The following is a 13,361-nucleotide window of genomic DNA, read 5'->3' on the forward strand; positions in this document are numbered from 1 at the left end:
GCGCCGCGCCATCCGACGCCCGGGCCGCCACCGGCTTCCTTTTTATCGCGTATCGGCCCGCATCGCGGCCGCGCCGTGCCGCATGGCGCATGCGGCACGGCGCCAGCCGATATACTCGCGGTTCGTGCTCCTTCCGGATCCGTCCATGCTGACCTCGCTGCTGACACGCATCGTCCGGCTTGCCACCGCCTGGCCGTGGCGCGTCATCCTGCTGGCGGCACTGCTGACGGCTGCCAGCGGCGTCTACGTGGCCCGCAACTTTGCCATCAACACCGACATCGGCCGCCTGCTGGATTCCGACGCGCCCTGGGCCCAGCGCGACGAAGCCATCGCCAAAGCGTTTCCGCAACGCGGCCAGATGATCCTGGCGGTGGTGCAGGCGCCGGCCGCGGAGCTGGCCGATGCCGCCGCCGATGCGCTGGCCGAAGCCTTGCGCCGGCAGCCGGCGCGTTTCAACGCGGTCAGCCAGCCCGGCGGCGGCGCCTTCTTCGCGCGCAACGGGCTGCTGTTCGCCGGCACCGATGAAGTCAACCAGCTGACGCAGCAACTGACGCAGGCGCGCCCGCTGCTCAACGCCCTGGCACACGACCCGACGCTGCGCGGCCTGTCCGATGTGCTCGCCACCACGCTGGCGCTGCCGCTGCAGATGGGGCAGGTCAAGCTGGGCGACATGGCCGGGCTGATGGGCAGCAGCGCGCGCACGCTGGACCAGGTGCTGGCCGGCAAGCCCGCCGCGCTGTCGTGGGCGGGGCTGCTCGACGACAGCCTCAAGCCCGGCCCCGACGGCCAGGTCTACCGCTATGTCGCGCTCAGCCCGGTCCTCGACTACAGCGACCTCAAAGCCGGCGCCGCGGCGGCGCGCGCGATCCGCCACGCCGCGGACGAACTGCAGCTGGCACAGCGCTACCAGGCCTCGGTGCGCCTGACCGGCCCGCAGGCGCTGGCCGACGATGAATTCGCCTCGGTCAGCGACGGTGCCGTGCTCAACGGCGTGCTGACGGTGCTGGCAGTAGTGCTGATCCTGTGGCTGGCGCTGCGTTCGGCGCGGCTGATCGTGGCGGTGCTGGCGAGCCTGTTCGCCGGGCTGCTGATCACCGCCGCGCTGGGGCTGGCCATGGTGGGCGCGCTGAACATGATCTCGGTGGCGTTCGCGGTGCTGTTCGTCGGGCTGGGCGTGGACTTCGGCATCCAGTTCGGCGTGCGCTACCGCGCCGAGCGCCATGGCCGCGACCATATCGTCGATGCGCTGGGCCTGGCCGCGCGCGCCGTCGGCGCGCCGCTGGCGCTGGCCGCCGCGGCCACGGCGGCGGCGTTCTTCTGCTTCCTGCCCACCGACTACCGCGGCGTGGCCGAACTGGGCCTGATCGCCGGAGTCGGCATGGTGGTGGCCTTCGCCACCACCTTCACACTGCTGCCGGCGCTGATCGCGGTGCTCAGGCCCGGCGGCGAATCCGCGTCGCCGGGCTTTGCCTGGCTGGCGCCGGCGGACCGCTTCTTCGACCGCTACCGCAAGCCGGTGCTGCTGGTGACGCTGCTCGCCATCCTCGCGGGCGCACCGCTGCTGCCGCACCTGCGCTTCGACTTCGACCCGCTGCACCTGAAGGACCCGCAGTCCGAATCGATGGCCACGCTGCTGTCGCTGCAGGACGCGCCGCAGGCCGGCACCGACGATGTCAGCGTGCTGGCGCCATCGCTGCCGGCCGCGCACGCGCTGGCGGGCCAGCTCGCGGCGCTGCCCGAAGTGGCGCGCGCGATCACGCTGCAGAGCTTTATACCCGACAACCAGCCGCCCAAGCTGCAGGCCATCGCAGCGGCCTCGGCCGCGCTGATGCCGGCACTGACCCAGGCCCCCGCGGCGCCCGCCACCGACGGCGCACGCGTCAATGCGCTGCGCAATGCCGCGCGGCAACTGGCCATCGCCGCCGACGAACATCCCGGTCCCGGCGCTGCCGAAGCGGCGCACCTTTCCGCCACGCTGAAAAAGCTGGCCAGCGCCGATGCGCACATGCGCGACCGCGCCGAGCGTGCCGTCGCCCTGCCGCTGCAGCTGGCACTGGCAAAACTGAAGCTGGCGCTGACGCCGCAGGCGGTCAGCCAGCAGACGCTGCCACCCGAGCTGGTGCGCGACTGGATCGCCCCGGACGGGCGCGCGCTGGTCAACGTCAGCCCGAAGCTGCCGCCGTCCGCCAGCGCACAGCGCGAAGCCGCGCTGGCACGCTTTATCGCCGCGGTGCAGCGCGTGGCGCCCGCCGCCACCGGAGGGCCGATTTCGATCCGCGGCTCGGCCGATACCATCATGACCGCGTTTGCGCAGGCAGGGGCCTGGGCGGTGCTGTCGATCACCATCCTGCTGTGGATCACGCTGCGCCGCTTCGGTGACGTGCTGCGCACGCTGATCCCGCTGCTGGTGTCGGCCATCGTCACGCTGGAACTGTGCGTGGTGTTCGGCATTGCGCTGAACTTCGCCAACGTGATCGCGCTGCCGCTGCTGCTGGGCGTGGGCGTCGCCTTCAAGATCTACTACGTGATTGCCTGGCGGCACGGCAAGACCCAGCTGCTGCAGTCCAGCCTGACGCACGCCGTGCTGTACAGCGCCGCCACCACCGCGGTCGCCTTCGGCAGCCTGTGGCTGTCGCGGCATCCCGGCACCGCCAGCATGGGCAAGCTGCTGGCGCTGGCGCTGGCGTGCACGCTGGTCGGCGCGGTGTTCTTCCAGCCGATCCTGATGGGCCGTCCGCGCGCGGATGGCCACGAAGGCGGCCATCAGGGACCGGACCAGCCGGCCCGGCCCTGAACGCGCATTGCGCCCGCGCGACCCTCGTTGTCTCGATGCCCGTTCCGCTTCGCTTACCGACGCTCGCCACAGCCGCCATCGCCGCGACCGTGCTCGCGGGCTGCGCCACCGGCCCGCAAGCCAGTCCGGACGATCCGCTGGAGCCGATGAACCGCGCCATCTTCAGCGTCAACGACAAGCTCGACCAGTATGTCGCGATGCCGGTGGCCAAAGGCTACAAGGCGGTCACGCCGGAGCCGGTGCGCGCGGCGGTCAGCAATTTCTATTCGAACCTCGCGGACATCGGCAACTTTGCCAACAACCTGCTGCAAGGCAAGGGCGTGGCGGCGGCGGAGAGTTTTATGCGGGTGGCGATGAATTCCGTGCTGGGCCTGGGTGGGCTGATCGATATCGCCACGCCGGCGGGGCTGCCGAAGCACTCGCAGGATTTCGGGCTGACACTGGGCACGTGGGGCGTGCCGTCAGGGCCCTACCTGGTGCTGCCGCTGTTCGGCCCCAGTTCTTTCCGCGACGGCGCGGGCCTGTATGTGAATTTCTGGTTCGATCCCACCACCTATGCCGAGCCGGCGGTGCGCAACTCGGTGTACGGGATGAACGTGGTCGACGTGCGCACCAACCTGCTCGGCGCGACCGATCTGCTCAAGCTGGCGGCGCTGGACAAGTACGCCTTCGTGCGCGACGCCTACCTGCAGCGGCGGCGCTACCTGCTCGGTGAGAACACCGCGTTGCCGGACTACGGGGATGACGAGGACGCCGGCGCGCAGCCGGTGCCGCCAGCGCCGGCCCCCGCCGGGACGCCGACGCCCGCGCAGCCGCAGGCGCCGCGCCGAGGCGCTCAGCTACCGATGCCCAGCAGCACCACCTCGAAGGTCAGCGTGGCGTTCGGCGGGATCGTGCCCGGCACGCCGCGCGCGCCGTAGGCGGTGCCCGGCGGGCAGGTCAGGCGCGCCTTCCCGCCCACCTGCATGGCCTGCACGCCTTCGGTCCAGCACGGGATTACACGATTGAGCGGAAACGAGATCGGCTGGCCGCGCTTGTACGAGCTGTCGAATTCGGTGCCGTCCGCAAGCGTGCCGCGGTAGTGCACCTGGACCGTGTCGGTGGCCTTGGGCGAGGCGCCGGTGCCCTTGATCAGGTGCTGGATGGTCATGCCCGACGCCAACGTCTGCGGCGCCGCGGCAGGGGCAGCAGGGGCGGCGGAGGCGGCAGGCGCCGAAGCGGCCGGCCCGGCAGCGCAGGCGGCGCCGGCAAGGGTCAGGGTGCCAAGGAAAAGCGCAAGTGTTTTCATGGAAGGGCCTGCTCTCGAGGTCGTGATTGGGGATGCGGCAGTTTAACCGACCCGCGCCGCCGGTATGGCGGCGGCGGCATATCGCGCTCCGCGGCCGCGCCGCCCGCGGGCATGGTGCGCCGCACCGCGCCGCGTCCGTTACACCGGCCGTTTTGCCGTCTACGATGGTTCGTGACAGCCCGCTGCCGCGCGGGCGCACGGAGACGGTCATGGCACTGACGGATTCCAGGGACCTCGCGGTCTCGACCCTGAACACGCGCTCGGTGGCGCAGTACGAGACCGCCCTGCGCCTGCTGAACGGCTACTACGGCGACCCGCTCGCCGTGATCGACGCGGCGCTGGCCGACGACCCCGGCTTCGCCATGGGCCACGCGCTGCGCGCCGCGCTGATGGTAACCTCCGGCGACGGCACCGCCGAGCCCATGCTGCGCCAGAGCGTCGAGGCCGGCGAGGACCTGCACGCCCGCGCCAATGAGCGCGAGCGCCGCCATATCGCCGCGGCGCGCGCCTGGCTCGACGGGGACTTCGAGCGCGCGGTGCGCTGCTATGGCGACATCGTGATCGATTATCCACGCGACCTGCTGGCGCTGCAGACCGCGCACCTGGGCGACTTCCTGCTGGGCCAGTCGACCATGCTGCGCGACCGCGTGGCGCGGGCGCTGCCGCACTGGGACGCCGCCATGCCCGGCTACGGCTACGTGCTCGGCATGCACGCGTTCGGCCTGGAAGAGACGCAGCTCTACGAACGCGCCGAAGAAGCCGGACGGCGCGCGCTGGAATGCCAGCCGCGCGACCCGTGGGCCGTGCATGCGGTCGCGCACGTGATGGAGATGCAGGGCCGGACCGACGACGGCATTGCCTGGCTCGAAGGCCGGCGCCAGGACTGGGCCGACGACAACATGCTGGCGGTGCATAACTGGTGGCACCTGGCGCTGTTTCTGCTGGAAGACGACCGGACCGACGAGGTGCTCGCGCTGTACGACCGCGCCATCAGCCGGCCCGCGCCGGCGATCGCGCTGGACCTGGTCGATGCCTCGGCGCTGCTGTGGCGGCTGCAGCTGCGCGGCGTCGACGTGGGCCGGCGCTGGCATGCAGTGGCGGATGACTGGCTCGGCCGCGGTGCGGCCGGTTATTACGCCTTCAACGACGTGCATGCGGTGATGGCCAGCCTGGGCGCGCAGCGCCCCGCCGCGGCCGACCAGGTGCGCGCCGCACTGGAGCGGGCCGCGCTGGGCAACGGCACCAACGCGATGATGTCGCGCGAGGTGGGGCTGCCGGTCGCCGATGCGCTGATCGCGTTCGCACAGGGCGATTACGCCACCGCCATCGAGCTGCTGGTGCCGGTGCGCCTGGTGGCCCACCGCTTCGGCGGCAGCCACGCGCAGCGCGACGTGATCGGCCTGACCCTGCTCGAAGCGGCGCTGCGCAGCGGCAGCGGCAACCTGGCGCTCGCGCTCACCGCCGAGCGCGCCGCGCTCAAGCCCGTCAGCCCGAGCCTGCGCCGGCTGGTGCAGCGCGCCGACACCTGCCGCGCGCAACCCTGAGGCGCTGGCCGGCGCGGCGGCAAGGGCCGCAAGGACGGACACGGGCGCCTATACTGCACCTGTCCTGACCGGAGACCCGCCATGCCCAGCATCCGCGCCCTGTTCCGTCCCGCCCTGCTCCGCCCCATCCTCGGCGCCGCCGCCCTGGCCATGGCGGCCGTGCCGGCCATCGCCCACCACGGCTGGTCGACCTATGACGAGGCCAAACCGATGACGCTGACCGGCAAGATCGTCGAAAGCCATTACGAGAACCCGCACGCGCATATCCGCATCGACGCCGGCGGCAAGCGCTGGCTCGCGGTGCTGGCGCCCGTGTCGCGCATGGAAGCGCGCGGCGCGACCTCGGACAAGGTCGCGGTGGGCCGCGAGGTCACGCTGGTCGGCTACGCCAGCAAGGAAAAACCGGACGAGCTGCGCGCCGAGCGCATCACCGTGGACGGCAAGACGGTCGAGCTGCGCTGAGCCGGCACGCCGCATGCCGGCGCTCTTCACCACCTGGACGGAATGGGCCGGCGCGCTGGCGCGGCTGCCGTTCGCGACGGCGCTGCGCAGTTCGGCGTGGGCCTATCCCGCGGTGGAGATCGTCCACCTCGCCGGCATGGCGCTGCTGTTCGGCTCCATCGTCGTGGTCGACATGCGGCTGGCGGGGCTTGGCCGGCGCCTGCCGGTCAGCCTGCTGCTGCGCCATGCGCTGCCCTTCACCATCGGCGCCTTCTTCGCCGTCGCGGCCAGCGGCGTGCTGCTGTTCGTGGCCCATGCCGACGAACTGGCCGCCAACCCCGCGTTCCTCGCCAAGCTGGGGCTGATCGCGCTGGCGCTCGCCAACGTGTTGTGGTTCCACGCCGGGCCCAGCCGCAGCCTGCATGACCGTGAACGCGGCTGGGACGCCGACGCCCCGCCGCCTGCCGGCGTCCGCCTGAACGCCATCCTGTCCATTGCCGCCTGGCTGCTGGTGATCTGCGCCGGACGGCTGATCGCTTATGTCTGAAGCGGCACGCCGGCACGCAAGCATTGGCTGGCCCATGCCGCGAGTGCCAGCCCGCGGCAGTCATGCCGGCGTCGGCGACTGCATGCCCAGCACCGCCACCAGCGCCAGCACCAGCGCGGCGGTGCCGGCTTCCAGCAGCAGGCTGCGCCGCAGCGCCTGGACTGCCTGCAGCGCCGGGCCCCGCTCGCCGGTGCGCGCCGCCGCTTCCAGCCGCGGCGCCAGCGCAAACCGGTTCGCCGCCGCCAGCCCGAGCATGGTGGCAAACAGCGCAAGCTTGGCCGCCAGCAGCCCGCCATAGGACATCGGCGCAAATTCCGGCAGCACCGGCCCGACGATGAACCAGTAATTGAGCGCGCCGGTAATCACCAGCAGGGCCACGATCCCGGTACCGATGCGCGCGAAGCCGTTGGTGCTGCGGCTCAGCAGCGCAAGGGCCTCGCGGTGCGGCGGCGGCCCGGGCCAGGCCATCAGCAGGAACGCCGCCAGCGCCCCCACCCATGCGCCCGCGGCCAGCAGGTGGGTCACGTCCGACGCCAGGTGCAGGTAGCGCACCGCACCGTCGTGCATCGCGCCATGCCCGCCCCACGCCAGCGTGGCCAGCGCCACGCCGCCATACGCGGCCAGCACGGCGCAGTGCGCGCGCAAGCGGTGCAGGCGCATGCCGGCCAGCACGAACAACAGCAGCGCCGCCACGCGCGCGCACCAGGCCACGCCGAAATCGGTCCCAGTGACGATCATCGCCAGCGCATGGGCCTGCAGCGCGGCATAGTCCGACACGCCCGTCATGGCGCGCGCCATCTCGACCAGGGCCAGCAGCGACAGCGCGATGCCCACGCCGGCGCCACCCAGCGCGAGCGCCCGGCAACGGCGCGCGAAGCGGCCGGCGCGTTCATCCCGATGCAGTGCGTAGAGGCAGAACAGCGGCAGCCCGAACACCAGCGCGAGGTCGAGATAAAGCGCCAGGCGCAGCCCGGCGGCCAGCCATTGCGGCTGCGCCAATTACTTCACCGTGAACGTGACGTTGCCATTGACGGGATGGGTGTCGGAAGAGACCGCGCGCCAGTCCACCCGGTAGCTGCCCGGCGGCAGCGGCTGCGTTGGGGTGATGACCATGGTCTTGGGGTCATCGCTGCCCGAGACCTTCACCGCCATCTTCATCGGCGCATGGTTGGCCATGCCCGGCATCCCGGTCATCACCAGGTTGGCGCCGGAAAACTGGGTGACGAGGTTCTCGGAGAAGCGCAGCTCGATCTTCTGCGGCGCGGGCACCTCGGCCTTGTCGGCGGGCGCCGACGCTTCCAGCTTGGGATGCGCGAAGGCAAGGCTGCTGGCCAGCGCGGCAGTGGCCGCAATCATGGCGTGGATCAGGGGGCGATTGGCATGCATGAGGGTCTCCGCTGAGGGATGTAGAAGTGGGATGGTCCGGGCGACCGCGTCAGAACCACACGCGCACGCCGGCGACGAAGCGCGTTTCGCCCGACTTGCCGCCGGCGCTGCGGATCATGTCGGCGGTATTGCCGAAGCTCTGGTAGCGCTCGACGCCGATATACGGGGCGAACTGCCGGCTGAACTCATAGCGCAGCCGCAGCCCCACGGTGCCGTTGGACAAGCCGCTGCCGATGCCCACTTCGGGGTCGTTCTTGCCATAGAGGTTGGCCTCGATGCGCGGCTGCAGGATCAGGCGCTGCGTCAGCAGCAGTTCATACTCCGCCGACAGCCGCAGCGCGGTGCGGCCGCTGGTGCCGACATAGGCGGTGGCATCGACCTCGAACCAGTACGGCGCCAGGCCCTGCACGCCGAACGCCAGCCAGTTGCGCGCCGGGCGCCCGCTGCCGGCGTCGTTGCGCAGGCCCAACTGGGTGTCCCAGTAGCTGGCCACGGCATGGCCCCACAGCAGCTCGGTGCGGGCTTCGTGCAGCTTGCCCCTGGAGGCCTCGCCCTCGGCCTTGAGCACCAGCTTGTCGAAGCTGTTGCCGAACCATGCCTGCGCCTCGTAGGCGGCGGCATTGTGGCCGTTGGCATGGGCCCATTCCAGGCGGTCGACCAGCACCGACGCGAACAGGTGCTCGTCGGCCATCACCAGCTGGCGCTTGTCGCCCAGTGCGTACTGGCCGACGCCGAGCTGGTAGCCGCCGGAATAGGCGTGCGGGTCGCGCGCGTCGGGCGGTGCGCTGCCGCCCTGCATTTTCATGTCGCCATGGTCCATCGCCGGGGCCGACTCTTGCGGCGGCGCGTTGGCGCCGTCCATGGTCTGGATCTCCGGCTGCTCCATCCCTTGCATCTGGCTATGGTCCATCCCTTGCATCGCGGCAGGCGCGGCCGGCGCGGCCTGTTGGCCATGGCCGTGCGCATGGCCGGCATGCGGGTCCTGCGCAAAGGCTGCGCTCATGGCGCCCAGCGCCAGCGCCGCGGCGAGCATGGTCTTCTTGTATCCGGGCATGACAATCGAGAGTTCAGCTTGCTTCATCAAGCCACCACCACTTCGCGGAACATGCCCGCATCCATATGCAGCATCAGGTGGCAATGCCAGGCCCAGCGCCCCAGGGCATCGGCCGTGACCAGGAAGCTGATGCGCTGCGCCGGCTGCACCGGGATGGTGTGGCGCCGCGCCTGGAAGCTGCCGTCGGGCGCCTCCAGCTCGCTCCACATGCCGTGCAGGTGCATGGGGTGGGTCATCATGGTGTCGTTGTGCAGGATCACGCGCAGCCGCTCGCCATGCTTGAAGTAGATCGGCGTGGACTTGCCGAACTCGACCCCGTCGAACGACCACGTATAGCGCTCCATATTGCCGGTCAGGTGCAACTCCACCTCGCGCCCCGGCCCGCGCGCATCCATGGCCCCGCCGATGGTGTGCTGGTCGGCCAGCGTCAGCACGCGCCTGCCGTTGTTGCGCAGGCCGATGCCGGGGTCGTCAAGGTTGGTGCGGGCCATGTCGACGCGCATGTCGGTGCTGGCGCCGTATTCGGTGCGGGCATGGCGCGCGGTCTTGCTGGGCACCCGCAGCGCATCGGTGGGCGCCATCGCGTGCTGGCTGTGATCCATGCCGGCGTGGTCCATGCCCGCCATCGGCATCGCGCCATGGCCGGCGTGAGCACCGTGGCCGCCATCTGCTCCATGGCCGGTCATCGCGCCCATCATATCGGTCATGGTCAGCCATTCGGCCCGGTCCAGAGCGGGCACCGGCGCCGACAGGCCTTCGCGCACCGCCAGCGTGCCGCGCGCATAGCCGGTGCGGTCCATCGATTGGGCGAACAGGGTGTAGGCGTCGTCCTGCGGCGTCACGATCGCGTCGCAGGTCTCGCCGGGACCGAAGCGGAATTCGTCGACGCTGACGGGCTCGATGTCCTGGCCGTCGACCTGCACCACGCGCAGCTTGAGGCCGGGGATGCGCACGTCGTAGAAGGTGTTGCCCGAACCGTTGATAAAGCGCAGGCGCACGGTCTCGCCGCGGCGGAACAGGCCGGTCCAGTTGCCCGCCGGCGTGACGCCGTTGGCCAGGTGGGTCAGGGTGGCGCTGGACAGGTCCGCCAGGTCGGTCGGGCTCATCCGCATCTGGTTCCACATGCGGCGCTTGTCCAGCGCCTGCTTCAGGCCGTCGCGCGACACGTCGCGGAAGAAGTCGACCACCGTGGGCTGGTTGTAGTTGTAGTAGTCGCCCTGGATCTTGAGCTTGTTCAGCACCCGCATCGGATCTTCGTCGGTCCAGTCCGACAGCAGCACGGTATGGTCGCGGTCGGCGTGCGCGCGCTCGTGCCCGGAGGCGGGATCGATGACGATGCCGCCGTACACGCCGGTCATCTCCTGGAAGCCGGAGTGCGAGTGATACCAGTAGCTGCCGGTCTGCGCGACCTTGAAGCAGTAGGTAAAGGTCTCGCCGGGCGGGATGCCCGGGAAGCTGATGCCGGGCACGCCGTCCATCTGGTAGGGCAGGATGATGCCGTGCCAGTGGATCGAGGTGGCCTCGCGCAGGCGGTTGGTCACGCGGATGGTGACGGTGTCGCCCTCGCGCCAGCGCAGCGTCGGGCCGGGCAGCATGCCGTTGATGGTGGTGGCGATGGCCGGCTTGCCGGTGTAGTTGACCAGCGCTTCGCCGATCACCAGGTCGAACTCGGTGCCGCGCAGCACCGGGCCGGCACCGCTGCCCGCGGGGGCGGGCTGTCCCTCGCGCGCGCCGCCGCCGTGCCCCGCATGCTGCGCCCAGGCGCTGCCGCCAAACCCGGCCAGGCCGGCCACCACGCCGCCGGCGGCCAGCCCCTGCACGAAGCGGCGGCGTCGGAGATCAGGCAATCCGGAGAGCGGGTCGGGCAGCAAAAGTGGCAGCGCTGGGCGGCCGGGGCTTGGATGGCGTCGCATGTCAGTCGGTTCGGTTAGTTGGCACGCCAAGCGTAGCCAGCGCCACCCTACCGAGGTCTGACCGGAACATGACAATCCGGTAATCTTGCGGTCATGTTGGCGCCGGCAACGCCGGCGTAGAGTTGGCCGGCCTTGTACCAGGGGCCAATCGCATAAGGAAAGCGCTGATGAAACTGCTTGTGGTGGAGGACGAATCCAAGACCGGCGAATACCTGCGCCAGGGACTGACGGAGGCGGGCTTCGTCGTCGACCTGGTGCGCAACGGGCTGGACGGCCAGCACATGGCCATGACCGAGCCCTATGACCTGATCATCCTGGACGTGATGCTGCCGGACGTCGATGGCTGGCGCATCGTGCAGGCGCTGCGCGCGGGGCAGAACCCGGTGCCGGTGCTGTTCCTGACCGCGCGCGACAGCGTGGCCGACCGCGTCAAGGGCCTCGAGCTGGGCGCCGACGACTACCTGGTCAAGCCATTCGCCTTCTCCGAACTGCTGGCGCGCGTGCGCACGCTGCTGCGCCGCGGCACTGCGCAGATGACGCTGGACCGCATCCAGGTGGCCGACCTGGTGCTGGACCTGACCCGCCGCCGCGCCACGCGCGCCGGCCGCCGCATCACGCTGACCAGCAAGGAGTTTGCGTTGCTGGAATTGCTGGCGCGCCGCCGCGGCGAGGTGCTGCCGCGCTCGCTGATCGCCTCGCAGGTGTGGGACATGAACTTCGACAGCGACAGCAATGTCATCGACGTCGCGATCCGGCGCCTGCGCGCCAAGATCGACGACGGCTTCGAGGCCCGCCTGATCCAGACCGTGCGCGGCATGGGCTATGTGCTGGAAGCGCCCGAAGCCGCCGATGAAGCAGACGCGCCGCCGGCACACGACGGGCGGCCCACATGACGCCCCGGCTGTCGCTGACGGCACGACTCACCATCCTGTTCTCGCTGTCGTCGGCGGCAGTGCTGCTGGGTCTGGGGGTGCTGATCTGGCTGGCGATCGACGATCATTTCGCCGACGAGGACTACGCGGTGCTGGCTGACAACGTGCGGCTGATCGAGAAGATCGCCGCCGACGGCCCGGCGGCGTCACTGCCGCAACGGCTGGGGCCGGCGCTGGAACACCATGCCGGCTTCGTCGCCGAAGTGCGTGGCGCCGATGGCAAGCGCCTGTACGCCACGCGGGATTTCGACTTCCGCCCGGCGCTGGCTGCCGCCGCGCAGGCGCCGGCAGGAAACGACGCCTTTGCCTGGGAACAGCAGGGCCAGACCTACCGCGGCCTGCGCGCGCGGCTGGCGCATGCTGGTGCACAGTCGGGCGGCCAGCCGGGCGCGCTGCGGGTGCTGGTCGGCATGGACACGGCGCTGCATGACCACTTCCTGCACGCGTTCCGCAACACGCTGGCCTTCTACGGCACGCTGGCGGCGCTGGCGAGCGGGCTGCTGGGCTGGTGGGCGGCGCGCCGCGGGCTGTCGCCGCTGCGCACCATGGCCTCGCGCGCGCGCGCCGTCACCGCGCACAAGCTCGACGCGCGCATGCCGGTCGAGACCGTGCCGGTGGAAATGGCTGACCTGGCCGCCAACCTCAACGCGATGCTGGAGCGCCTGCAGCGCGACTTCGCGCGCCTGTCGGAATTCTCTTCGGACCTGGCGCACGAGCTGCGCACGCCGATCACCAACCTGATGACGCAGACCCAGGTGGTGCTGTCGCAGCCGCGCGATGCGGCGCGCTACCGCGACGTGCTGTCCTCGAACATGGAAGAGTTGCAGCGACTGTCGCGCATGGTCTCGGACATGCTGTACCTGGCGAAGACCGAGCATGGCATCACGCTGCCCAGCGCGGAACCGATCGAGGTGGCGGATGAAGTCGGGGCGCTGTTCGACTTCTACGATGCGCTCGCCGAGGACAAGGGCGTGCGGCTCGCGCTGCGCGGCCGCGGCCGCATCACCGGCGACCGGCTGATGCTGCGCCGGGCGCTGAGCAACCTGTTGTCGAATGCGCTGCGGCATACACCCGCGGGCAAGGGCATCGTGGTCGAGATCACGCCCGGCGCCAACGCGGTGCAGGTGGTGGTGGAGAACGAAGGCGAGACCATCCGTCCGGAGTTGCTGCCCGCGCTGTTCGACCGCTTCTTCCGCGCCGACAAGTCGCGCGCGCGGCCCGAGTCGGATGGCGCGGGACTGGGGCTGGGGCTGGCGATCACGCAGGCCATCGTAACCGCGCACGGTGGCGCAATCGGCGTGTCGTCAGAGGCGGGCAAGACGCGTTTTACCCTGACGTTCCCCGCTTAGTTTTGCGCTTGGTTTTGCGCTTCCTTTCGCGCCTTGGGCAAGAAAAAGCCGCCCACGCCAGTTACAGCCGTGGGGGAGCTGGCGTGGGCGTGAAGACAGCCGGATGCGGCTCC

At 70.6% G+C, this 13,361-nt stretch carries 12 protein-coding genes; 7 read left to right on the forward strand and 5 right to left on the reverse strand.

The features are described 5' to 3' along the window. The first annotated feature begins 145 nt into the window (after window positions 1-145). Both hpnN and AC3FMM_RS08900 read left to right on the forward strand, forming a co-directional pair. Window positions 146-2,794 (forward strand): hopanoid transporter HpnN, encoded by a 2,649-nt coding sequence (gene hpnN / locus AC3FMM_RS08895; protein ID WP_488686457.1) that lies wholly within the window; start codon window positions 146-148, stop codon window positions 2,792-2,794. 35 nt (window positions 2,795-2,829) lie between these two features. Further along, window positions 2,830-3,714, forward strand: coding sequence for an MlaA family lipoprotein (locus AC3FMM_RS08900; protein ID WP_473704655.1), 885 nt, complete (start codon window positions 2,830-2,832; stop codon window positions 3,712-3,714). Here AC3FMM_RS08900 and AC3FMM_RS08905 read toward each other — a convergent pair. Next, on the reverse strand, window positions 3,630-4,082 hold the full coding sequence (locus AC3FMM_RS08905) for an FKBP-type peptidyl-prolyl cis-trans isomerase (RefSeq protein WP_111516743.1): 453 nt from the start codon (window positions 4,080-4,082) through the stop codon (window positions 3,630-3,632). The genes AC3FMM_RS08900 and AC3FMM_RS08905 overlap by 85 nt on opposite strands. A gap of 209 nt (window positions 4,083-4,291) precedes the next feature. Between AC3FMM_RS08905 and AC3FMM_RS08910 the strand changes: the two genes are divergently transcribed. From AC3FMM_RS08910 to AC3FMM_RS08920, 3 genes are all read left to right on the forward strand, one after another. Beyond that, the gene (locus tag AC3FMM_RS08910) at window positions 4,292-5,626 is read left to right on the forward strand and encodes a tetratricopeptide repeat protein (RefSeq protein WP_488686458.1); all 1,335 of its coding nucleotides are present in this window, start codon (window positions 4,292-4,294) and stop codon (window positions 5,624-5,626) included. 81 nt (window positions 5,627-5,707) lie between these two features. Continuing rightward, window positions 5,708-6,088 carry a DUF6152 family protein gene (locus tag AC3FMM_RS08915; protein ID WP_116313996.1) on the forward strand — a complete coding sequence of 127 codons (381 nt, stop codon included), beginning with the start codon at window positions 5,708-5,710 and terminating at the stop codon, window positions 6,086-6,088. A gap of 13 nt (window positions 6,089-6,101) precedes the next feature. After that, window positions 6,102-6,614 (forward strand): DUF6644 family protein, encoded by a 513-nt coding sequence (locus AC3FMM_RS08920; RefSeq protein WP_115713897.1) that lies wholly within the window; start codon window positions 6,102-6,104, stop codon window positions 6,612-6,614. Window positions 6,615-6,674: 60 nt separating this feature from the next. Here the strand turns inward: AC3FMM_RS08920 and copD are convergent, their stop codons facing one another. From copD to AC3FMM_RS08940, 4 genes are read right to left on the reverse strand one after another with little or no spacing between them, the layout of a single operon-like run. Continuing rightward, window positions 6,675-7,613, reverse strand: a complete 939-nt coding sequence (gene copD / locus AC3FMM_RS08925) for a copper homeostasis membrane protein CopD (RefSeq protein WP_116313995.1) — start codon at window positions 7,611-7,613, stop codon at window positions 6,675-6,677. After that, the gene (copC, locus tag AC3FMM_RS08930; protein WP_115702003.1) at window positions 7,614-8,000 is read right to left on the reverse strand and encodes a copper homeostasis periplasmic binding protein CopC; all 387 of its coding nucleotides are present in this window, start codon (window positions 7,998-8,000) and stop codon (window positions 7,614-7,616) included. 49 nt (window positions 8,001-8,049) lie between these two features. Then, on the reverse strand, window positions 8,050-9,081 hold the full coding sequence (locus AC3FMM_RS08935) for a copper resistance protein B (protein WP_488686459.1): 1,032 nt from the start codon (window positions 9,079-9,081) through the stop codon (window positions 8,050-8,052). Further along, window positions 9,081-10,967 (reverse strand): copper resistance system multicopper oxidase, encoded by a 1,887-nt coding sequence (locus AC3FMM_RS08940; protein WP_488686460.1) that lies wholly within the window; start codon window positions 10,965-10,967, stop codon window positions 9,081-9,083. The genes AC3FMM_RS08935 and AC3FMM_RS08940 overlap by 1 nt, the downstream gene beginning before the upstream one ends. Window positions 10,968-11,134: 167 nt before the next feature. On the opposite strand from AC3FMM_RS08940, the gene AC3FMM_RS08945 reads away from it, so the two are divergent. Both AC3FMM_RS08945 and AC3FMM_RS08950 read left to right on the forward strand, forming a co-directional pair. Beyond that, the gene (locus tag AC3FMM_RS08945) at window positions 11,135-11,860 is read left to right on the forward strand and encodes a heavy metal response regulator transcription factor (RefSeq protein ID WP_115713900.1); all 726 of its coding nucleotides are present in this window, start codon (window positions 11,135-11,137) and stop codon (window positions 11,858-11,860) included. After that, on the forward strand, window positions 11,857-13,248 hold the full coding sequence (locus tag AC3FMM_RS08950) for a heavy metal sensor histidine kinase (protein WP_116313992.1): 1,392 nt from the start codon (window positions 11,857-11,859) through the stop codon (window positions 13,246-13,248). Before AC3FMM_RS08945 ends, AC3FMM_RS08950 begins: the two co-directional genes overlap by 4 nt. Window positions 13,249-13,361 lie beyond the last annotated feature (113 nt).

The sequence above is a fragment of the Cupriavidus sp. 207A1 genome (assembly GCF_057798955.1).

Coding starts and splice junctions, on each gene's coding strand:
- AC3FMM_RS08910 (WP_488686458.1), top strand. CDS start 4,292: ATGGCACTGACGGATTCCAGGGACCTCGCGGTCTCGACCCTGAACACG.
- AC3FMM_RS08915 (WP_116313996.1), top strand. CDS start 5,708: ATGCCCAGCATCCGCGCCCTGTTCCGTCCCGCCCTGCTCCGCCCCATC.
- AC3FMM_RS08905 (WP_111516743.1), bottom strand. CDS start 4,082: ATGAAAACACTTGCGCTTTTCCTTGGCACCCTGACCCTTGCCGGCGCC.
- AC3FMM_RS08945 (WP_115713900.1), top strand. CDS start 11,135: ATGAAACTGCTTGTGGTGGAGGACGAATCCAAGACCGGCGAATACCTG.
- AC3FMM_RS08950 (WP_116313992.1), top strand. CDS start 11,857: ATGACGCCCCGGCTGTCGCTGACGGCACGACTCACCATCCTGTTCTCG.
- AC3FMM_RS08935 (WP_488686459.1), bottom strand. CDS start 9,081: ATGAAGCAAGCTGAACTCTCGATTGTCATGCCCGGATACAAGAAGACC.
- AC3FMM_RS08900 (WP_473704655.1), top strand. CDS start 2,830: ATGCCCGTTCCGCTTCGCTTACCGACGCTCGCCACAGCCGCCATCGCC.
- AC3FMM_RS08940 (WP_488686460.1), bottom strand. CDS start 10,967: ATGCGACGCCATCCAAGCCCCGGCCGCCCAGCGCTGCCACTTTTGCTG.
- copC (WP_115702003.1), bottom strand. CDS start 8,000: ATGCATGCCAATCGCCCCCTGATCCACGCCATGATTGCGGCCACTGCC.
- hpnN (WP_488686457.1), top strand. CDS start 146: ATGCTGACCTCGCTGCTGACACGCATCGTCCGGCTTGCCACCGCCTGG.
- AC3FMM_RS08920 (WP_115713897.1), top strand. CDS start 6,102: ATGCCGGCGCTCTTCACCACCTGGACGGAATGGGCCGGCGCGCTGGCG.